Source organism: Kitasatospora sp. NA04385 (assembly GCF_013364235.1).
Lineage (GTDB): Bacteria > Actinomycetota > Actinomycetes > Streptomycetales > Streptomycetaceae > Kitasatospora.
Window position 1 is genome coordinate 2,206,797 of sequence record NZ_CP054919.1, and the last position, 21,014, is coordinate 2,227,810.

17 protein-coding genes and 1 pseudogene are annotated in these 21,014 nt (G+C 74.4%); 11 read left to right on the forward strand and 7 right to left on the reverse strand.

Going from position 1 to position 21,014, the window contains the following annotated elements; genetic code table 11:
- Positions 1–66: 66 nt before the first annotated feature.
- On the reverse strand, positions 67–1,671 hold the full coding sequence (locus tag HUT16_RS09580) for a regulator (protein ID WP_254897733.1): 1,605 nt from the start codon (positions 1,669–1,671) through the stop codon (positions 67–69).
- Between the two features lie 297 nt (positions 1,672–1,968).
- Here HUT16_RS09580 and HUT16_RS09585 point away from each other — a divergent pair, with 297 nt between their 5' ends.
- From HUT16_RS09585 to HUT16_RS09615, 7 genes and pseudogenes are all read left to right on the forward strand, one after another.
- On the forward strand, positions 1,969–2,742 hold the full coding sequence (locus HUT16_RS09585) for a 3-hydroxybutyrate dehydrogenase (RefSeq protein WP_176187351.1): 774 nt from the start codon (positions 1,969–1,971) through the stop codon (positions 2,740–2,742).
- 43 nt (positions 2,743–2,785) lie between these two features.
- The gene (locus HUT16_RS09590; protein WP_176187353.1) at positions 2,786–4,141 is read left to right on the forward strand and encodes an MFS transporter; all 1,356 of its coding nucleotides are present in this window, start codon (positions 2,786–2,788) and stop codon (positions 4,139–4,141) included.
- A gap of 115 nt (positions 4,142–4,256) precedes the next feature.
- Positions 4,257–6,148: pseudogene (locus HUT16_RS09595) on the forward strand (helix-turn-helix domain-containing protein).
- Positions 6,149–6,221: 73 nt separating this feature from the next.
- Entirely contained in the window at positions 6,222–7,025 is an 804-nt protein-coding gene (lipB, locus tag HUT16_RS09600; protein WP_176187355.1) for a lipoyl(octanoyl) transferase LipB, read from the forward strand.
- Between the two features lie 118 nt (positions 7,026–7,143).
- A complete protein-coding gene (lipA, locus tag HUT16_RS09605; RefSeq protein WP_176187357.1) occupies positions 7,144–8,100 on the forward strand; it encodes a lipoyl synthase in 957 nt (318 codons plus the stop codon).
- A gap of 269 nt (positions 8,101–8,369) precedes the next feature.
- Positions 8,370–8,522, forward strand: a complete 153-nt coding sequence (locus HUT16_RS09610; RefSeq protein ID WP_176187359.1) for a hypothetical protein — start codon at positions 8,370–8,372, stop codon at positions 8,520–8,522.
- Positions 8,523–8,631: 109 nt separating this feature from the next.
- On the forward strand, positions 8,632–9,318 hold the full coding sequence (locus HUT16_RS09615; protein WP_176187361.1) for a DUF4191 domain-containing protein: 687 nt from the start codon (positions 8,632–8,634) through the stop codon (positions 9,316–9,318).
- Positions 9,319–9,491: 173 nt separating this feature from the next.
- Here the strand turns inward: HUT16_RS09615 and HUT16_RS09620 are convergent, their stop codons facing one another.
- Positions 9,492–9,959 (reverse strand): RDD family protein, encoded by a 468-nt coding sequence (locus tag HUT16_RS09620; RefSeq protein WP_176187363.1) that lies wholly within the window; start codon positions 9,957–9,959, stop codon positions 9,492–9,494.
- Between the two features lie 323 nt (positions 9,960–10,282).
- On the opposite strand from HUT16_RS09620, the gene glnA reads away from it, so the two are divergent.
- The gene (glnA, locus tag HUT16_RS09625) at positions 10,283–11,695 is read left to right on the forward strand and encodes a type I glutamate--ammonia ligase (RefSeq protein ID WP_176187365.1); all 1,413 of its coding nucleotides are present in this window, start codon (positions 10,283–10,285) and stop codon (positions 11,693–11,695) included.
- Positions 11,696–11,767: 72 nt separating this feature from the next.
- On the opposite strand, the gene HUT16_RS09630 is transcribed toward glnA, so the two are convergent.
- On the reverse strand, positions 11,768–12,889 hold the full coding sequence (locus tag HUT16_RS09630) for a hypothetical protein (RefSeq protein ID WP_176187367.1): 1,122 nt from the start codon (positions 12,887–12,889) through the stop codon (positions 11,768–11,770).
- Positions 12,890–12,920: 31 nt separating this feature from the next.
- Positions 12,921–13,220, reverse strand: coding sequence for a hypothetical protein (locus HUT16_RS09635; protein ID WP_176187369.1), 300 nt, complete (start codon positions 13,218–13,220; stop codon positions 12,921–12,923).
- Positions 13,221–13,422: 202 nt separating this feature from the next.
- Here HUT16_RS09635 and HUT16_RS09640 point away from each other — a divergent pair, with 202 nt between their 5' ends.
- Positions 13,423–14,664, forward strand: coding sequence for a sensor histidine kinase (locus tag HUT16_RS09640; RefSeq protein ID WP_176187371.1), 1,242 nt, complete (start codon positions 13,423–13,425; stop codon positions 14,662–14,664).
- Positions 14,665–14,709: 45 nt separating this feature from the next.
- Entirely contained in the window at positions 14,710–15,387 is a 678-nt protein-coding gene (locus HUT16_RS09645; RefSeq protein WP_176187373.1) for a response regulator transcription factor, read from the forward strand.
- Positions 15,388–15,694: 307 nt separating this feature from the next.
- On the opposite strand, the gene HUT16_RS09650 is transcribed toward HUT16_RS09645, so the two are convergent.
- The 3 genes from HUT16_RS09650 to HUT16_RS09660 form a co-directional block, all read right to left on the reverse strand.
- Positions 15,695–16,153 carry a DoxX family protein gene (locus HUT16_RS09650; protein ID WP_176187375.1) on the reverse strand — a complete coding sequence of 153 codons (459 nt, stop codon included), beginning with the start codon at positions 16,151–16,153 and terminating at the stop codon, positions 15,695–15,697.
- 146 nt (positions 16,154–16,299) lie between these two features.
- A complete protein-coding gene (locus tag HUT16_RS09655; protein ID WP_176187377.1) occupies positions 16,300–16,980 on the reverse strand; it encodes a response regulator transcription factor in 681 nt (226 codons plus the stop codon).
- The gene (locus HUT16_RS09660) at positions 16,977–18,518 is read right to left on the reverse strand and encodes a histidine kinase (RefSeq protein ID WP_176187379.1); all 1,542 of its coding nucleotides are present in this window, start codon (positions 18,516–18,518) and stop codon (positions 16,977–16,979) included. Before HUT16_RS09660 ends, HUT16_RS09655 begins: the two co-directional genes overlap by 4 nt.
- A gap of 294 nt (positions 18,519–18,812) precedes the next feature.
- Here HUT16_RS09660 and HUT16_RS09665 point away from each other — a divergent pair, with 294 nt between their 5' ends.
- A complete protein-coding gene (locus tag HUT16_RS09665; RefSeq protein WP_176187381.1) occupies positions 18,813–21,011 on the forward strand; it encodes an MMPL family transporter in 2,199 nt (732 codons plus the stop codon).
- The last annotated feature ends 3 nt before the right edge of the window (positions 21,012–21,014 follow it).

Consider the following 21,014-nt stretch of genomic DNA (forward strand, 5'->3'; position numbering starts at 1 on the left):
CGCGTGTCCGGGGCCGGGGCGGAGGCAGGTGGCTCCCGGCTCCCGGGCACGCGGCCTTCCGGGCCCTCAGACCACCCCCGCCTGGCGGGTCGCCTCCTCGAAGGCCCGGGCGGCGGGGGTGGTGCGGTAGGGGCTGAGGCGGCGGTGGAAGTCGCGGAGGTACTCGACGGTGCGCGCGGAGCGCATCTCGCCCGCGGCGCGCAGGGAGTCGGTGGCCATCGAGCAGGCTTCGTCGACGTCTCCCATGCCCAGTCTCGCGGAGGCGAGGACGAGGCGGCACAGGATGCGGCTGCGGGCGTAGGCGGGGGCGCGCAGGCGCAGCGACTTCTCGGCGTGCTGGGCGGCCGGGCGCCACTGCTGGAGGTCGCGGTAGCAGTGGGCGAACTCGTCGGCGAGCTGCGCGTCGTCGAAGTAGCGGGCCCAGGACGGGACTTCGTCGGCGCTGCGGGCGGTGGCGAGGGCGCGTTCGCAGCGGACCAGCGCGGTGGTGCAGGCCCGGACGTCGCCGGCCAGGGCGTGGCCGCGGGCCTCGGCGGCGTGCATGAGCGCCTGGACGACGGGGGCGGCGGCGGTGCCGACGCCCTGCTGGGCGACCCGGGCGAGCTGGATGGCCTCGCGGGCGTGGCCGAGGTGGACGGCCTGCTGGCTCATGGTGGTGAGGACGAAGCCGCCCAGGACGCGGTCGCCGGCGGCCTGGGAGAGCCGCAGGGCCTGGACGAAGTAGCGCTGGGCGAGGCCGTGCGCGGCGATGTCGAAGGAGGTCCAGCCGGCCAGCCGGGTGAGGTCGGAGACGGCGCCGAACAGGGCGCGTCCGATCTGTTCGCCGTACCGGCCGCGGAGCATGGGTTCGGCCTCGCTCTCCAGGTAGCGGACCAGGGCCTGCCGGGCGTGGCCGCCGCCGTAGGCGTGGTCGAGGGCGCGGAACAGGTCCCCGACGGCGCGGATGGCGGCGATGTCGCCGCGGCCGACCCGGACGGGCGGCCTGGTCTCCCGGTGCTCGGTGCCCGGTTCGGCGCCGGCGGCGTTCGCGGGGCGGCGCGGGCCCTGCGGGGGGACGCGGGCGCCCGGCGGGGAGCGCAGTTCCTCGGGGGTGAGGGTGGTGCCGTCGCGGGCGACGCGTTCGTCGGTGCGGCCGATCAGCCAGTCGCGGCTGGGGACGACGAGCCCGGCGGGGGTGAAGGCGATCTTGCGGAGTTCGGCGTAGGGGCCGTTGTCCTTGCGCCACATGGAGGCGACGATGTCGACGGCCTCCTGCGGGGTCTCGGCGAACTCCAGGCCGGCGTAGACCGGGGCGCAGGCGTCGAGGCCGACGTCCTGGGCGGTGAGGCGGCGGCCGAGGCGGCGGGTGAAGACCTCGGCGATCAGCGCGGGGGTCGCGCCGCGGGGCTGCTGGCCGCGCAGCCAGCGGGTGACGGAGGTCTTGTCGTAGCGCAGGTCGAGGCCGTGCTCCAGGCCGAGTTGGTCGACCCGGCGGGCGAGTCCGGCGTGCGAGAAGCCGGACTCCTCGATGAGCGCGGCGAGTTGGGGGTTCTGGGCGCGCCCGGCCGCGGGGGCCGGTGGTTCGGCCGGCTCGGCGGCGCGCGGAGGGGTCTCGGCCGCTCCGGTCGGGCGCGGGTCGAGCGGGTCGAGCGGTCGGTACGCGGGGCTGTCGATCACTGGCCGTTGGGGCATAGCAGTCCACACCTCTCAGGCACCGTTCCGGCCCCTCCTGCCCGGACGGCGCCCCCTGATCGGGAATCGGCGCGAATGTAGCGAGCATTGGGACGCTATGGGTGGATTCGGGCCACCCGTCCTCCGAACGGGTGAACCAGCCCCGCCCGTTGTGAGGAAGCGCGGGCGCCGCGTGTTTGAGTTCGAGAGCCGCTGCCCGCGCTCCGGGCGCATGGTGCCGGACACCACGGGAACCGGCACCGCTGTGGTGTCCGTCCACATCGTTGCGGGGCGCGCGGATTCCTACCGTTCTCGGCCATGGACACCACTTCTGCCCCGCCCGCCGACCGCCCGCTGCTCGGCCGCACCGCGCTGGTCACCGGGGCCGCCTCCGGCATCGGCCGGGCCTGCGCGGAGGCGTTCGCCGCGGCGGGCGCGCACGTGTACGTCGTCGACCTGGCCGCCGCCCCCGCCGAGGAGCTGGCGGCCGCGATCGGCGGGACCGCGCACGTCGCGGACCTGTCGGACCCGGACGCGGTGGAGGCGCTGCCGACGGACGCGGACATCGTGGTCAACAACGCGGGCCTGCAGCACGTCGCCCCGGTGCACGAGTTCCCGGTGGAGCGGTTCACCCTGATCCAGCGGGTCATGGTGGAGGCCCCGTTCCGGATCCTGCGCCGCACCCTGCCGCACATGTACGAGCGCGAGTGGGGCCGGGTGGTCAACATCTCCTCGGTGCACGGCCTGCGCGCCAGCGCCTTCAAGTCGGCGTACGTGACGGCCAAGCACGCCCTGGAGGGCCTGAGCAAGACCGTCGCCCTGGAGGGCGCCCCGTACGGGGTGACCAGCAACTGCGTGAACCCGGCGTACGTGCGCACCGCGCTGGTGGAGCAGCAGATCGCCGCGCAGGCGCTGGCGCACGGCATCCACGAGGACGAGGTGGTGGAGCGGATCATGCTCGACCGCACCGCCGTGAAGCGGCTGATCGAACCGGACGAGGTGGCGCAGCTGGCGGTGTGGCTGTGCTCGCCGGGCGCCTCGTACGTCACCGGCGCGAGCCTGCCGGTGGACGGCGGCTGGACCGCGCACTGAGACTCTCCTCCCACAACCCTCCTCACCTGCAAGGGAATCCCCCATGGCTGCCTCTCCCGACGCCGCGAGACCCGCCTCCCTGCCCAGGGTGGTCGCCGCCTCGCTGATCGGCACCACCATCGAGTGGTACGACTACTTCCTGTACGGATCGGCGGCGGCGCTGGTCTTCGGGCACGTGTTCTTCCCGAAGGCCGACCCGCTGACCGGCACCCTGCTGTCCTTCCTGACCTACGCGATCGGCTTCGCCGCCCGGCCGCTGGGCGCCCTGGTGTTCGGGCACTTCGGCGACCGGATCGGCCGCAAGAAGCTGCTGGTGCTGAGCCTGCTGCTGATGGGCGGCGCGACCACGCTGATCGGCTGCCTGCCGACCTACGACCAGGTCGGCGTCGCGGCGCCGGTGATGCTGACCGGCCTGCGGCTGGTGCAGGGCTTCGCGCTGGGCGGCGAGTGGGGCGGGGCGGTGCTGCTGGTCTCCGAGCACGGCGACCGCGGGCGGCGCGGCTTCTGGGCGTCCTGGCCGCAGGGCGGCGCCCCGGCCGGGAACCTGCTGGCCGCGGGCGTGCTGTCGCTGATGACGGCCGTCCAGTCGGACGCGGCGTTCCTGTCCTGGGGCTGGCGGGTGCCGTTCCTGCTCTCCGCGGTGCTGGTGATGGTCGGCCTGTGGATCCGGCTCGCGGTGGACGAGTCGCCGCTGTTCAAGGCCGCGCTGGCGGCCGCCGAGCGGAGCACCGAGCGGGAGAAGCCGCCGCTGGTGGCGGTGCTGCGCGACCACTGGCGGGACGTGCTGGTCGCGATGGGCGCCCGGATGGCGGAGAACATCTCGTACTACGTGCTGACCACCTTCGTGCTGGCGTACGCCGTCACCCAGACCCACCTGCCCAAGCAGACCGCGCTGAACGCGGTGCTGATCGGCTCGGCGGTGCAGTTCGCGCTGATCCCGGCCTTCGGGGCGCTCTCCGACCGGGTCGGCCGCAAGCCGGTCTACCTGGTCGGCGCGGTCGGGGTCGGCGTCTGGGCGTTCGTGTTCTTCCCGATGGCCGACACCGGGAGCTTCGTCCAACTGACCGCCGCCGTCACCGTCGGCCTGTTCTTCCACAGCATGATGTACGCCCCGCAGGCCGCGTTCTTCTCCGAGCTGTTCGCCACCCGCACCCGCTACTCGGGGGCCTCGATCGGCGCCCAGTTCTCCTCCGTCGCGGCCGGGGCGCCCGCCCCGCTGATCGCCACCGCGCTGCTGAAGGACTACGGCAGCGCCACCCCGATCGCCGTGTACGTGGCGATCGCCGCCGCGGTCACCGTGGTGGCCGTCCTGTGCGCCCGGGAGACCCGCGGCACCGATCTGGAGGACGCCGGGGCCGCCGCTCGGGTGGACTCGGTGAAGGCCGCCACCACCGCCTGAGCACTTCCGGCAGGATCAGGGCCGCGTCACCGGGGCGTTCTCCCCGGCGGCGCGGCCCCGGCCCGTTCGTGCGGCGGGCCGGGGGCACGGGGGCACTAGCGACAGGGAAGACCGAATGGACCGCCACACCACCGCCGCGCCGGCGCTGCGCAGACTCCTCGACCTGCTGGCCACCGGCGCCGCCACCGAGGACTTCGGCGAGGTGCTCGCCGAGGCCCGCCGCCGGGGCGCGCCCGCCGAGGTGCTGACCGAGATCGACGACGCCACCTGGCAGGCGCTGCGGGTGCACCGGACGATGCGCCAGCACCGCCGGCGCGAGGCCGAGCTGACCGCGCTGTTCGACACCGCGGGCGACCTGGCCGCCTCCCGGGACCTGGACGCGGTGCTGCAGGCCATCGTCCGGCGGGCCCGGATGCTGCTGGGCACCGACACCGCGTACCTGACGCTGCCGGACGAGCGGGCCGGGGACACGTACATGCGGGTCACCGACGGCTCGGTCTCGCCGCTCTTCCAGACCCTGCGGCTCAGCCTGGGCGACGGCCTGGGCGGCCTGGTCGCGCAGACCGCCCGGCCCTACGCCACCCACGACTACCGGGTCGACGAGCGGTTCCGGCACACCGGGCAGATCGACGCGGGCGTGCTGGACGAGGGCCTGGTGGCGATCATCGGGGTGCCGCTGCTGCTGGGCGGCAGCGTGATCGGGGTGCTGTTCGCCGCCGACCGCTCGCCGCGCGCCTTCTCCCCCGACGAGGTCGCGCTGCTGTGCACGCTGGCCGCGCACGCCGCGATCGCCCTGGACACCGCCAAGTCGCTGGCCGACACCCGGGCCGCGCTGGCCGAGCTGGCCGGCGCCAACGCCGTGATCGGCGCGCACGCGGCCGCCGTGCAGCGCGCCGAGCAGGCCCACGACCGGCTCACCGACCTGGTGCTGCGCGGCGCGGAGGTCGCCGACGTGGCCGCCGAGGTGGCCGCGCTGCTGGACGGCGGGGCCTCCGTGCACGACGCCGAGGGCGCCCCGCTGACCGGCCCCGGCGCCGCCCCCGACGGCCTGGCCGAGGCGGTCGCCGCCTCCCGCAGCGGGGGCCACGCGGTGCGGCACGGCACCGAGTGGGTGTGCGCGGTGCTCGCCGGGCAGGAGCTGCTGGGCGCGCTGGTGCTGCACGGGCGGCCCGAGCTGGACGACGCCGACCGGCGGGTGTTCGAACGGGCGAGCATCGTCACGGCGCTGCTGCTCCTGCTGCGCCGCTCGGTCGCCGAGACCGAGAACCGGGTCCGCGGCGAGCTGCTGGCCGACCTGCTGACCGCGCCCGGCCGCGACCCGGCCGGGCTGACCGCGCGCGGCCGCCGCCTGGGCGTCGACCTGAACCGGCCGCACCTGGCGCTGGTCGCGGTCGCCGAGGACGCCGCGGCTCAGGGCCGGCTGGCCGGTGCGGCGGCCCGCTACCTGTTCGGCTCGCGCGGGATCAGCGCCGAGTTCGGCGCGGGCGTGGTGCTGCTGGTGCCGCACGAGGGCGGCGGCGACGGCGCGGTGGCCGCGCTCGCGGCGGAGCGGCTGGCCCGGCTGGCGGGCTCCCCGTCACGGTCGGCGCCGGGCGCCCCGCGGCCGGCCCGGTCGCGCTGGCCGCCGCGTACGCGGAGGGGGTGCGCTGCGTGCGGGCGCTGCGGGTGCTGGGCCGGGAGGGGGACGGGGCGTGCGCCGCCGACCTGGGCTTCCTGGGCGTCCTGCTGGGCGACGGGCACGACGTGGACGGCTTCGTCCGGGCCACGCTCGGCCCGCTGCTCGACTACGACGCCAAGCGCGGCACCGAGCTGGTGCGGACCCTGCGCGCCTACTTCGACTGCGGCGGCGGCCTGACCCGGGCCAAGGACCTGCTGCACGTGCACGTGAACACGGTGGTGCAGCGCCTGGACCGGGTGGAGGTGCTGCTGGGCCGGGACTGGAACCAGCCGGAGCGGGCGCTGGAACTCCAACTGGCCCTGCGGCTCCAGCTGTTGGCGGGGGGCTGAGGCGGGGTTCCGGGTGCTCCGGCCGGTCGGCGTACAGTGGCGAGGTTGGGCTGGTCGGCCGGCTGGGAGTGCTGTGGTGAGCGAGAACGTGCGGTTCGTGCGGATGGGGATCGGCGAGCGGACCGTCCCCTACCAGGAGGCATGGGCGGAGCAGCAGCGGCTGCACGCGCTGCGGGTCGCGGACGAGATCCCGGACACCGTGCTGCTGCTGGAGCACGACCCGGTGTACACGATGGGCAAGCGCACCAACCCGGAGGACCTGCCGCTGGACGGCACCCCCGTGGTGGAGGTCAACCGGGGCGGCGAGATCACCTGGCACGGCCCCGGCCAGCTGGTCGGCTACCCGATCGTGAAGCTGCCGGACCCGATCGACGTGGTGGCGTACGTGCGGCGGCTGGAGGAGGCGCTGATCCGGGCCTGCACCGAGTTCGGGGTGGGGACCACCCGGATCGAGGGCCGCAGCGGGGTGTGGAAGCTGGGCGCGGAGATCCCCGGCGCGGTGGTCGACCCCGCGCAGGTGGTGGAGATCGGCAAGCTGACCCTGCGGATGGGCCTGCCGCTGGGCATCGACCCGCGGCTGGCCGGCCCCGAGTACGCGCCGTCCAACGCGGGCCAGCGCGGCGACGACCGCAAGCTGGCGGCGATCGGCGTGCGGGTGGCCCGCGGCGTGACCATGCACGGCTTCGCGCTGAACTGCGACCCGGACATGACGTACTTCGACAAGATCGTCCCGTGCGGCATCCGGGACGCCGGGGTGGCCTCGCTGAGCGGCGAGCTGGCCCGGCCGTTCCCGGTGGGGGCCGCGGTGGACGTGGTGGAACGGAAGCTGGCCGAGGTGTTCGCCGAGCTGCCCGAACCGGCGGTCGCGGGCGGCTGACGGAATTCGTTGCGCCACGCCGGACGTTGCCTTTCGAAGGCAGGCCCGGGGCCGGGCGCAGGCCATCGAAGTGCAGGCGTACCCTGAGGGGTACCCCGTCTAGTTCTAGGAGTCGCACGTGTCCGCTGTCGCACCCGACGGCAGGAAGCTCCTCCGGCTGGAGGTCCGCAACAGCGAGACCCCCATCGAGCGGAAGCCCGAGTGGATCAAGACCAGGGCGAAGATGGGGCCGGAGTACAACGCCCTGCAGTCCCTGGTGAAGAAGGAGGGGCTGCACACGGTCTGCCAGGAGGCCGGCTGTCCCAACATCTTCGAGTGCTGGGAGGACCGCGAGGCGACCTTCCTGATCGGCGGCGACCAGTGCACCCGCCGCTGCGACTTCTGCCAGATCGACACCGGCAAGCCCGCCGAGTTCGACCGGGACGAGCCGCGCCGGGTCGCCGAGTCCATCGTCACGATGGACCTGAACTACGCCACCATCACCGGTGTCGCCCGTGACGACCTGGCGGACGGCGGCGCGTGGCTGTACGCCGAGACCGTCCGGCAGGTGCACGCGATGACCGCCGCCCGCGAGGCCGGGCGGACGGGCGTCGAGCTGCTGATCCCGGACTTCAACGCCGTCCCGGAGCAGCTGGCCGAGGTCTTCTCCTCCCGCCCCGAGGTGCTGGCGCACAACGTGGAGACGGTGCCGCGGATCTTCAAGCGGATCCGCCCCGCGTTCCGCTACGAGCGCTCGCTGGACGTGATCACCCAGGCCCGGGCGGCCGGGCTGGTCACCAAGTCCAACCTGATCCTGGGCATGGGCGAGACCCGCGAGGAGGTCAGCGAGGCGCTGTCCGACCTGGTGGACGCCGGCTGCGAGCTGATCACCATCACCCAGTACCTGCGGCCCTCGCTGCGCCACCACCCGGTGGAGCGCTGGGTGAAGCCGCAGGAGTTCGTCGAGCTCCAGCAGGAGGCCGAGGAACTGGGCTTCGCCGGGGTGATGTCCGGCCCGCTGGTCCGCTCCTCGTACCGGGCCGGGCGGCTGTACCGGCAGGCGCTGGAGCACCGCGAGCGGGCGGCCGCGGTCTGAAACCGCGGCGGCCGCCGCCGTCGTCCCCACCGAGGGGCGGACCCGTCCGGGCCCGCCCCTCCGGTACGTCCGGGGGCGGCCTGGCAGCCTTGGGGGCCTTGAGGGCCTTGGGGGGGCTGGCGGGCCTTGGGGGGCCTTGGCGGGCTGGCGGGCCTTGGGGCCGTCCGGACGAATCGCCGACGTTTCACGTGGCATTGACGGCCGGGTCACCGTACGGTAACGGGCGTCCGGGATGCTGGAGCGGTACCCGGGTCGAGGAGTGGGTGTTGATGCGTACCGGAATCCGGACCGCGCTGCGGCGGGCCGAGCAGTTGCTGTTGATCCGCGGCGCGCGCCGCAACGCGTGGGCGGCGGTGTGCGAGAACCGGCGGCTGGCGGGCGAACGCGAGCAGGCCGTGGGGGTGTTCGGGCGCAGCGCCTGAACCCCTGGTGGGGACCGGGGCCGCGGCGGGGTCCGCTCAGGGGAAGACCAGGGTCACGAACCGGCACCGCCTTGGATGATCGCGTGTGCCGCCACGTACCATGAGCGGTATGGCGAGGCAAAAATCCGATACCCCTGGGCGGCTCGCACAGATCCGCCAGGCATATGTCATGACCAAGCAGGTCGACACCAAGATCGGCCTGATCATCGCCGGCGTCGGCCTGCTGACCTTCGGCGTGTTCCTCGCCATCGGCTTCGCACTGGACCACCCGATCTACCTGGGCATCCTCGGTTTCGTGGTGGCGGTGCTGGCGGTCGCGATCGTGTTCGGCCGGCGGGCCGAGCGGGCCGCGTTCGGGCAGATGGAGGGCCAGCCGGGCGCGGTCGCGGCGGTGCTGGGCAACATCCGGCGCGGCTGGAGCTCGAACCAGACCCCGGTGGCGGTCACCCGCAACCAGGACGCGGTCTACCGGGCGGTCGGCCGGGCCGGCATCGCGCTGATCGGCGAGGGCAACCCGAACCGGGTCCGGCCGCTGCTGGCGTCCGAGAAGAAGAAGATGGCCCGGGTGGTCGGCGACATCCCGGTGCACGACATCATGGTCGGCAACGGCGAGGGCGAGATCCCGCTCAAGAAGCTGCAGATCCACCTGATGCGCCTGCCCCGGGCGATCAGCGGCGCCCAGGTCACCGAGACCAACGACCGGCTGCGCGCGCTCGGCGACCTGCTCTCCAAGGCGCCGATCCCCAAGGGCCCGATGCCGAAGGGCGCCCGGATGCCCAAGGGCGGCATGCGCTGACCGGCCCCACTCCCCCGTTCAACACCACGGCCCCGCTCCCGAGGTTCCTCCCTCGGCGAGCGGGGCCGTTCGACGTTGCGGGGCCGTTCGACGTTCCCGGTTCTGCGTCTGCGGGGCCGGTGACTGCGGGGCCCGTGCCTGCGGGGTCGGCGTGCGCGGGCCGGGCCCGCGGATCAGATCCGGACCTCGACGGTGCCGACGGCCTTGTCGTGCAGGCCGCGGGTGTCGCGGTCCCAGACGGCGGCCGGGACGATCAGGCACAGCAGCAGGGTGCGCAGCAGCACCTGCGGGATGCCGGCCCGGGTACCGTCCAGCCGGACCACCCGCAGGCCGAACAGACGCTTGCCGACGGTGGTGCCGGTGGTGGCCATGAGCAGCACCGTCACGACGTAGAACAGCGGGGTGGTCCACAGGTTGGCGACGCCGCGGTCACCGTGCGCGATCAGGCCGTAGGCGACCAGGCTGACCAGCCAGCCGTCCACGAGCAGCGCGCCGATCCGGCGGCCGGGGCCGGCCATCGAACCGGGGCCGGTCGGCGGGAGGCCGAGGCGCTCGCCGCGGTGGCCGAAGTCGGCGCCCATCTTCTCGGCGGCCGCCTTCGGGCCGTCGATCCACGATCCGAGTGCTTCTCTGGTGTCCACGAATCCACCCTAACCGGGCTTACGGCCCGGGCCGGGGGCGGCCCCCGGGGGGCGGCGCGCCACGGGGGTTTCCCGTCGGGGTGAACCCGGTTCGCCCGACTGCCACGAATGGTCTAGACCTATGAATGAACAGTGGCGCGACGGGGAAGGGAGTTTGCCCGGAACCGTCCCGCTTTGCCAGCCGCTCGAACGGCCTGGTTAACATGTGGGAAACAAGCGAGTCACGAACCGGAAACGGGCCGTTCCTATCGTGAGCCCCCTGCACCGGGGCTCCTGTCGTCCCTGACGGAGACTCAGACCGTGCACGCCGAGGAGGAGTACGGATGTTCACCAACGCCGACGAGGTGAAGCAGTACATCGCGGACAACGACGTCAAGTTCGTCGATGTCCGGTTCTGCGACCTGCCGGGCGTGCTGCAGCACTTCTCGGTCCCGGCCGCCACCTTCGACCCGTCCGAGACCCTGATGTTCGACGGCTCCTCGATCCGCGGCTTCCAGGCCATCCACGAGTCCGACATGGCCCTGGTGCCCGACCTGGCCACCGCCCGGCTGGACCCGTTCCGCACCGAGAAGCACCTCAACATCAACTTCTTCATCCAGGACCCGATCACCGGCGAGGCCTACAGCCGCGACCCGCGCAACGTCGCCCGCAAGGCCGAGGCGTACCTGGCCTCCTCCGGCATCGCCGAGACCGCCTACTTCGGGCCCGAGGCCGAGTTCTACGTCTTCGACTCGGTGCGCTTCGAGACCTCCGCGAACGCCTCCTACTACCACATCGACTCGGTCGCGGGCGCCTGGAACAGCGGCTCCGCCGAGGGCGACGCGCGCGGCTACAAGGTCAAGTACAAGGGCGGCTACTTCCCCGTCCCGCCGGTCGACCACTTCGCCGACCTGCGCGCCGAGATGTCCCTCGAACTCGCCAAGGCCGGGCTGGAGGTCGAGCGCCAGCACCACGAGGTGGGCACCGCCGGGCAGGCCGAGATCAACTACAAGTTCAACACCCTGCTGCACGCCGCCGACGACCTGATGCTGTTCAAGTACATCATCAAGAACGTCGCCTGGCGGGCCGGCAAGACCGCCACCTTCATGCCCAAGCCGATCTTCGGCGACAACGGCTCCGGCATGCACGTCCACCAGTCGCTGTGGACCGGCGGCTCCCCGCTCTTCTACGACGAGCAGGGCTACGCGGGCCTGTCCGACACCGCCCGCTACTACATCGGCGGCATCCTCAAGCACGCCCCCTCGCTGCTGGCCTTCACCAACCCCTCGGTGAACTCCTACCACCGCCTGGTGCCCGGCTTCGAGGCCCCGGTCAACCTGGTCTACTCGCAGCGCAACCGCTCGGCCGCGATCCGCATCCCGATCACCGGCTCCAACGCCAAGGCCAAGCGCATCGAGTTCCGCGCCCCCGACCCGGCCTCCAACCCCTACCTGGCCTTCTCCGCCATGCTGATGGCCGGCCTCGACGGCATCAAGAACAAGATCGAGCCGCTGGAGCCCGTCGACAAGGACCTCTACGAGCTCGCCCCCGACGAGCACGCCGCCGTCCCCCAGGTCCCCGCCTCCCTCGGCGCCGTCCTCGACGCCCTGGAGGCCGACCACGAGTACCTGCTGGCCGGCGGCGTCTTCACCGCCGACCTGATCGAGACCTGGATCGACTACAAGCGCACCCACGAGATCGCCCCGATCGCCCTGCGCCCGCACCCGCACGAGTTCGAGCTCTACTACGACCTGTAGGCCCGCCGGTCCTGGTTGTACGCGGAGGCCGCCGTTCCCGGGGTCGGGGCGGCGGCCTTCGGGGTGGGGTGGTCAGGTCGGGGAGGTGAGGGGGCCGGTGGAGCCGGTGACGTCGAAGTCGCGGGCCTGGCCGGTGGTGTTGAGGTGGGCGATGTCGGCCTGTTCGAGGTTGACGAATCTGGTCTGGTGCAGGTTGCTGCGGTGTTCGCTGGGGACGCCCCAGTCGTAGCGCTTGCGGACTTCGACCTGGTAGTCGATGGTGCCGCCGTGCTTCCGGCCGACCAGCCGGTACTGGAAGTGGTTGAGGCCGAAGTACCAGTTGGCCGCGCGCGGGTCCTTGGCGGCGTCCGGCTCCGAGGACTTCCACTCGGTGCTGATCGGGCCGTCCGGGTGCTTGCGGAGTTCGTCGAGGGTGAGGTCGACGTCCTTGCCGAAGGTGCTGGGCATGTCCTTCAGCATCTTGGCCGGGTCGACCTGGTACGGGGTGCCGCTGGCGCCGAGCCAGTGCTTGAGCAGGTCGGCGGCGTCCGGGTAGCCGTTCTTGTGGCGCAGCCACTCCTCGGCGGCCTTGAGCGTCAGTTCGGTCTTGCGGTCGCCGAGGTCGGGGCCGACGCCGCGGAAGTCGCGGTCCTCGGTCTCGAAGTTGTCCTCGGTGCCGAAGGCCACCTTCAGGCCGTCGGCGAACCACCGGTCGCTCTTCCGGGCCTCCTGCAGGAGCTGCTGGGCCTCGGCCTGGATCGCGGAGACCTCGCGCAGCCGGTCGTTCAGGCGCGCGTTCTCCGCCGCGTCGGGGTGGGGGTCGGCCGGTCGCGGGTCCGTCGAGTCCACCGAGCCGTCCGGCCCGATGGCCGTCTGGAGTTCGGCGGCCCGGGCCCGGAGCTCCCTGGCCCGGTCGGAGAGGGCCCGGAGCCCCCGGAAGCCTTCCTCGCCGCCGCCGGCCATCTTGCCCGCGAACTCGACCAGCCCCGCGACCTCCTTGCCCACCGCCCCCAGGTCGACGGAGACCCGGCCGCAGTGGCCGCGCGCGGCGTCCGCGTCCTTGCCGGTCCACTCGCCGGACCTGAGCGGGACGTTGACGCCCGCCTCGAAGTCCTGGTCGACCGCGGTGAGTTCGGCCAGCACCCGCGTCCACGCGTCCAGGAACCGGTCCAGGCAGCCCGCGTCGAACCGGGCCAACGTGTCGAAGTCCACCATGTACGGCTCTCCCCCGTCGGATCGCGTCGTGTCAGTTGAACAGGCCGTGGAAGAAGTCCCTGATCCCGTGCTCGTGGTGGTCCCAGTTCCCGGCGGTGTCACGGAACTTGTCGCCCACCTCGGAGGTCCGCCGCTCCACCAGCTCGCTCAGCGCCCGCCACCGGTCGGCGAGTTGGTCCAGGCTGCCGCGGAACTCCCAGCCCTGGGACGCCGATTCGAGCGCGTCGCAGGCCGCCAGGCCCGGGGAGCGCTGCGCGGTCCACCGCTCGGTCAGCCGGTCGCAGTCGCCGCCCCGCTGCCGGAGCCAGTCGGGGGTCACCGAAACGGTCATGGGGTCGCTCCTGGGTCGGATCCGCTGCCCGCGCCGGACGTCCGGCGGGTGGGGTCGAGACTCCCAGGCGCCGGTCCGGTGCCGCGTCAACCGGGGGTTTGAACCCGGCCCCGCCGAAACCCCCGGAACTGCGACTTCCGCGGTACCCGGACTACCGCGGAAGGCTGTTGGAAGGCGTCCGCGCGAGGCGTAGGCTGCGCCGATGCGAACGGGAGAGGGGCTGCTCGGCCGACTGGCGGAGGGCGGGCGCCGGCCGCTGGTGGTGGACTCGTCGCTCGCGGCGCTCTACGCGGCGGGCAGCCTGGTCCTCGGCCAGGAGACGCCGGCCGCCCCCTGGCAGCCGATGGACGCGCTCGGCCGGGTGCTGATCCTGCTGGTGAGCGCGGCGCTGACGGTGCGGCGGGTCGCCCCGGTGCCGGTGCTGGCGGCGGTGATCGCGCTGTGGCTCGGCTACATCGGCTGCGGCTACTGGCCGGTGGTCAACTCCCCCGCCGTGCTGCTGGCGCTGTACACCGTCGCCGCCGCGCACCGGACCCGGACCGCCGCGGTGTGCGCGGCGGCGGTCGGCGTGACCTGGGTGGTGGCCGGGCTGCTGGGCGGGCGGTACACCCCGCTCCCGGCGGTGGCCGTGCAGGCGGTGGCCTTCCCCGGGGTGGTCGCCTTCCTCGGACGGGGCGCCGGGGTCTCCGCCGAGCGCAGCCGCCGGCTGGCGGTGCTGACGGACCGGCTGCGGGCCGAGCAGGAGCTGCGGGCGGAGCGCGCGGTGACCGAGGAACGCGTCCGGATCGCACGGGAGTTGCACGACGTGGTGGCGCACCACATGTCGGTGGTCTCGCTGCAGGCGGGGATGGCGTCCTACGTGGTGGAGGTCGACCCGGTCACCGCGAAGGGCGCGCTGGAGGCGATCGCGACCACCAGCCGGGAGGCGCTGGAGGAGCTGCGGCGGCTGCTGGCCCTGCTGCGGGTGGGCCCGGAGGGAGAACCGGAGGGGGCCGGGGAGGCGGCCCCGTACGCGCCCGCCCCCGGGCTGGACCGGCTGGAGGAGCTGGTGCGGCGGGTCCGGGCGGCGGGCGTGCCGACCGAACTGCGCCGGGAGGGAACCCCGTTCCGGCTCCCGCCGGGGATGGACCTGTGCGCGTACCGGGTGGTCCAGGAGGCGCTGACCAACGTGCTGCGGCACGCCGGGCCCGCCGCCGCCGTGGTCCTGGTCCGCTACGCGGCGCGGACGCTGACGGTACGGATCACCGACGACGGCAACCGCTCCGCCCCGGCTGACTCGCCGTCAACCGGCGGACACGGCTTGATCGGTATGCATGAGCGCGCCAAGATCTACCGGGGGACGGTGAGCGCCGGGCCCCGGGCCGGGGGCGGCTTCGAGGTGGAGCTGCGCCTGCCGGCCCCGCACGCCGCGGGTGGCGAGCCGGTCGGCCGCCCGCACCCGTAGCCGCGAGCCGTCGTCCGGCCGCGGCCGTACCCGGTGAGGATGCCGATGCCCGCAGTGCTGATCGCGGACGACCACGTGCTCGTGCGCGCCGGACTGGGGGCGCTGCTGCGGGCGGCCCCCGGGCTGGAGGTGGTGGGCGAGGCCTGCGACGGGGAGGACGCCGTCGCGCAGGCCGCGGCCGCCCGCCCCGACGTGGTGCTGATGGACATCCGGATGCCCGGCACCGACGGCATCCGCGCCACCGAGCGGATCCTCGCCCTGCCGAACGTCCCGCCGCCGCGGATCATCGTGCTCACCACCTTCGACCTCGACGAGTACGTCTACGGGGCGCTGCGGGCGGGCGCGAGCGGCTTCCTGCTGAAGGAGACCCCGCCCGAGCGGCTGATCGCCGCGATCCACACGGTGGCCGCCGGGGACATGCTGTTCGCCCCGTCCGTCACCCGGCGCCTGGTCGAGGCGTACGTGCCCGCGCCGCGGCCCGAACGGGAGGACCCGGCGGCCCTGCCGAACGTCACCAACCGGGAGCGGGAGGTGCTGCGGCAGGTCGCCCGGGGGCTGTCCAACGCCGAGATCGCCGCCGGGCTGTTCCTGAGCGAGGCCACCGTCAAGACCCACCTCAACCGGGCGATGGCCAAGTTGGGGCTCTCCAGCCGCGCCCAGGCCGTGGTCTTCGGCTACGAGAACGGCCTGGTCGTCCCCGGACGCGGCGACGCCCCCGGGTAGCAGCCCCCGGGGACGCCGCGGTCGCCGCGCCGCGCCCTCCCCCGTTCTCGCCCCCGTGCGGGCGCGGGCGCGACGACCACCGCCGGGCCGCCGCGCCGTCAGGCCGGCGCTACGGCTGTGCAACGAACCTAGGCCCCGGACCGCCGCCCGCTCGACCCGCGGCGGGTTGATCCGCGCTACCTCACGGGGTGGAGGGGGCGGCCGCCGGGTCATCCCGCCGCGGTAGCGGTGGCCGGCCGGGCGGGAGGCCGGGCGCGAGTCTGACGGGGCTTCGGGCGGGGAGGCGCCGGGCTAGGCGGTGGGAGGGTCAGGCGGTGGCGGTGGCGGGGGCCGGGGCCGGGGCCGGGCGGCGACGGGCCGGGAGGAGGGCGTCGAGGGCGAGGGCGCCGGGGCCGGTGACGGCGAGCAGGAGGAAGGTCCAGGCGAAGAGGGCGGCGCTCTCACCGCCGTTCTGGATCGGGAGCAGGCCGCCCTCCTGGTGGACGGAGAAGTACGCGTAGGCCATCGAGCCGGAGCAGACCACGGCCGCGGTGCGGGTGCCGAGGCCGAGCAGGACCAGGGTGCCGCCGACCAGCTGGATGACGGCCGCGTACCAGCCCGGCCAGGACAGGGCCTCCACCGTGCCGCCGCCCTTGGCGCCGCCGAGCACCCCGAACAGCGAGGCCGCGCCGTGGCAGGCGAAGAGCAGGCCGGTGACCGCCCGGGTCAGGCCGAGGAGGTAGGGGCGGGCCGTTTCGACCGTGCGGTGGGCGGCGGACGGGGACATGGAAGGCCTCCAGGGCAGCGAAGTCGGCGCGTTCACAACAGAAACTGAGGTTAGCCTCACCTACCTTTCGTTGAAGATGCAACCTTCATCACGGAGTCTCCGCAAGCGGACGGCGATCCGCCGCTCACGCGCTGCGCACGCGACGTTCACGCACCACCCGGGCTCCCGGCGGCCACCAGGCCGGATTCGTAGGCGGCGATGACGGCCTGGGCCCGGTCGCGGACGTCGAGCTTCGCGAAGAGCGAGGTGATGTGGTTCTTGACGGTGGAACGGCTGAGGTCGAGGGCCCCGGCGATGACGTCGTTGTCGAGACCGGTGGCGATCAGCCGCCACACCTCGGTCTCCCGGGGGGTCAGCTCGGCCCCGGCGGGACGCGCGACGGCGGGGGCCGGAGCGGTGGGGGTGCGGACGTAGGCCGAGATCAGGCGGGTGAGCAGGCGCGGGGCGACCACCGCCTCGCCGGTGCGGACGGTGCGGATCGCGGCGGCGAGCTCCTCCGGCGAGACGTCCTTGGGGAGGAAGCCGCAGGCCCCGGCCCGGAGCGCGGCGACCACGTACTCGTCGAGGTCGAAGGTGCTGAGCGCGAGGACCCGGCAGTCGGGGAGCACCCGGGCCAGCTCGCGGGTCGCGTCGACGCCGTCGAGGACGGGCATCCGGATGTCCATCACCACCACGTCGGGGCGCAGCCGGCGGGCGAGCTCGACCGCGTCGGCGCCGTTCTCGGCCTCGCCGACCACCTCGAAGGCCGGGTCGGGCGAGAGGATGAGGCAGAGCCCGCGGCGCACCAGCGGCTGGTCGTCGGCGACCAGAATCCGGATCGGGGTCATCGGAGGGCCTCCGTGGGGAGTGTGGCGGACTCGCGGGCGGGGGAAGGGAGTTCGATGGGCAGAGCAGCGGATTCGGCCGCCGGGAAAGGGAGTTCGGCGGGCCGGGCAAGCGGCTCACCGCTCCCATGGGGTGGATCGGCGAGAAGGGATTCAAATCCACTGGCAGAGAAGGGGAGTTCGGCGACAAGAGCGGCCGACTCGCCGGTGGAGGAAGCGAGTTCGGTGGGTGGAGCGGTGGACTCACCGAGGGGAGAGGGGAATTCGGTGGGAGGGGCAGCGGACTCGCTGGCGGCAGAAGGGAGTTCGGCGACCGAATCGGCGGATCCGCCTGTGAGGGAAGGGAGTTCGGCGGGTGCGGTGGGCGGTTCCTCGGTGGGCAGGGGCAGTTCGGCGTGGACGGCGAAGCCGCCGTCGGGGTGGGGGGTGGCGGTGAGGGTGCCGCCGTGGAGGGCGGTGCGTTCGCGCATGCCGATCAGGCCGTGTCCGCCGCGTTCGGCCGGGGGGTGGGCGGCGGTGGGGCCGTGGTCGCGGACGTGGACGGTGAGCAGGTCGGGGCGGTAGGTCAGGCGGACGGTGGCGCGGGTCGGGCCGGCGTGCTTGCGGGTGTTGGTCAGGGCTTCCTGGACGATCCGGAACACCGTCAGGCCGAGGGCGGGCGGCAGCGGGCGGACCTCGCCGTGCACGGTGAGTTCGGCGGGCAGGCCGGCCAGCCGGGACTCCGCGAGCAGTCGGGGCAGGTCGTCGGTGCCGGGCTGCGGGGCGGGCGGGACGGCGTCCGGTTCGTCGCCGGCCCGCAGCACGTCCAGGAGTTGGCGCATCTCGCGCAGCGCGAGGCGGCCGGAGGACTCCAGGGTGACCAGGGCGTCCCGGACCACCTCGGGGTCGGCGAGGTTGGCGCGGGCGCCACCGGCCATCAGCTGCATGGTGGTGATGTGGTGGGCGACCACGTCGTGCAGCTCCCGGGCGATCCGGCGGCGCTCCTCGGCCACCGCGCGGTCGGCGAGCAGCTGCCGGTTGGCCGTCACCTCGCGCTGCCAGCGGGCCACCGCGAGACCGCCGACGGCGACCAGCAGCGCGGAGGCCGGGGCGGACACCGCCACGTCCCAGGGCGGCACCCGGAAGTGGCCCTGGCCGAGGACGATGGTCACCGAGGTGGCCAGGACGGCCGCGGCGGTCCTGGCGGGGCTGCTCACCCGGGCCACCGAGTACACCGCGATCGCCAGGACCACCCCGAAGTGCGGCTGCCCGGGGCCGCACAGGTCGGCGGCGGCGACCAGCACCGTCGACACGGCGAGCGCCGGGAGCGGGCGGCTGTGCCGGAAGAGCAGCGGCAGGGCGGCCAGCAGTCCGAGCAGGAACCCGGGCAGGCCGGACCCCTGTCGACCGTCCGCCGCGGTGAACAGCAGGGTGGAGACCGCGTCGGCCAGGCCCGCCGCCACCGCCACCAGGGCGTCGGTCCGGGTCCACGGCACGCCGTCCCGCGCCGCCGCGCCGTCCCGCGCCGCCGCGGTGTCCGGGTGCTGCTGCGGTCGTGCCATGTCCGTCCCCCTGTCCCACCGGCGTCCCACCGGCGTCCCGTTCGCGTCCGTTCCCGGTCGCGTTGCCGCTGACCAGGCCCGATGCCCTCATTCTGGCACCGGCCCGACGGGGTGGACGTCGCCTTGGAGGGCGGGCGGTCCTGGGAGCCGGCTCCCAGGCGCGGGGGCGGTGGGGGCCCGCGGGCCCCGGTGCGGATCGTCCGCCGCCCCGACGCCGCGGGGGTGCTCCGGCTGATGGTCTGTCATCGGGCGGCGACCGCCGCCCGACCAGCAGCCACGCAGACGGAGGGCGACGTGATCCGCGCACTGACCGGATTCTCCACCAGACACGCCTGGAAGGTGATCGCCGTGTGGGCGGTCCTCGGGGTCGCGCTGGCCGGGGTGGCGCCGGTGCTGTTCGCCCGGGTCACCGGGAGCAGCACCGCGGACTTCCTGCCGGCCCGCTACGACTCGGCGGCGGCGCTGCGGGTCGCCGAGGAGCACTTCGGGCTGCGGCCCGACGCCACCACCGTCACGGTGCTGGTGGCCCGCACCGACGGCGGCGCGCTGACCGACGCCGACCGGCGGCGGATCGACGCCGAGGCGGCCGAACTCGGCCGACGGCGGGTGGTGATGCCGCGCGAGGACGACATGCCGGCCTTCCTGGTGACCGACCGCTCGCAGACGCCGAAGGTGGCGCCCGCGATGGTCGCCCCGGACGGCGGCTTCGAACTGCTGGCCGTCGAACTGGCCGGCAACGCCGCCGACGAGGGCGTGCAGGGCGTCTACCGGGCGTTCCGGGACGCGGCCCGGGAGCGGTTCGCCGCGGCCGGGCTGCGCACCGGCTTCACCGGCAACCTGGCCGAGACCGCCGACGGCGCCGACGCGAACCGGACGGCGGCCGCCGTCGGCAACGCCCTGGTCCTCGGGCTGATCGTGCTGCTCAACGTGCTGGTGTTCCGCAGCGTGCTGGCCGCCGTACTGCCGCTGCTCGCGGTGGCGCTGGTCGGCGGCGTGGCGGGCGGCGCGGTGGCGGGCGCGGCCTGGCTCACCGGCCTGCGGCTGGACGCCTCCACCCCGGGCCTGATCTCGGTGGTCCTGCTCGGCATCGGCGTCGACTACCTGCTGTTCCTGCTGTTCCGCTACCGCGAGGTGCTGCGGGCCAGGCCGGACGCGCCCGCCCGCCTGGTCGCCGCCGAGGTGTCCGGCCGGGTCGGCACCGCGATCACCTCGGCCGCGCTGACCATCATCGCCGCGTTCGCCACCCTGGGCGTGGCGGAGTTCGGCCAGTTCCGCTCGCTCGGCCCGGCGATCGCCGTCGCCGTGCTGGTGATGCTGCTGGGCAGCCTGACCCTGATGCCCGCGCTGCTCGCCGCCTGCGGGCGCGGCATGTTCTGGCCGTCGCGCGCGCTGCGCCGGGAGCCGCGTCCGGGCGTCGCCGCCCGGCTGGGCGACCTGGTGGCCCGCCGGCCCGGGACGGCGCTGCTGGCCTCCGTCGCGCTGCTGAGCGCGCTGGCCGCGGGCACGGTCGGGATCCGGATGGACTACGGCCTCGGCGGTGGTTCGGGGACGCCCGCGTCCGCCACCGCCGCCGAGATCTCCCGCTCGCTCCCGGCCGGGGTGTCCGACCCGGCCAGCGTGTACGCCACCGCCGACGGGGGCGGCGCCGTCGACCCGGCGGCCTTCGCCGACCTGGCCCGCGCGCTCGGCGGGGTCGCGGGCGTCGGGCAGGTCGCCGACCCGGTGGGCAGCCCGGACGGCCGGGCCGTCCGGATCGACGTCTACCCCGTGGCCGACCCGCAGGGCGCGCAGGCCCGGGCCCTGGTGTCCGGACCGCTGCGGGCCGCCGTCGCCGCCCACTCCCCCGCCGGGACGAGCGCCCACGTCGGCGGCACCGCGGCGGTGTACGCCGACGTGTCGGACGCGGTCGACCACGACCTGCTGGTGGTGTTCCCGGTCGCGGCGGCGCTGATCGCACTGATCCTGCTGCTGCTCCTGCGCAGCCTGCTCGCCCCGGCGGCGCTGCTGCTCTCGGTCGGGCTGGGGTTCGCCGCCACCCTGGGCAGCGCCGCCCTGGTGTTCCAGCACCTGCTGGACCGGCCCGGCGTGGCCTTCACCCTGCCGCTGGTGCTGTTCCTGTTCGTGGTGGCGCTCGGCACCGACTACAACATCCTGATCACCGACCGGATCCGCGAGGAGATGCGCCGCCCCGGCCCGGCCCGGGCCGCCGTGGCCCGCGCCGTCCGGCACACCGCGCCCGCCGTCGCCACCGCCGGCCTGGTGCTGGGCGGTTCGTTCGCCACCCTGGCGACCACGCCGGGCGGCGAGCAGACCGCCTTCGCGCTGGCGCTCGGCATCCTGCTCTCCGCGCTGCTGCTGTCGCTGGTGGTGGTCCCGGCGGTGGCCGCACTGCTCGGCCGCGCCCTGTGGTGGCCGCTGCGGCCGGCGCCGGAGCGGGTGCCTTCGGCTTCGGCCGGGACCGCGGACGTCCGGGCCCGGGAGTCGGCCCGGTGAGCG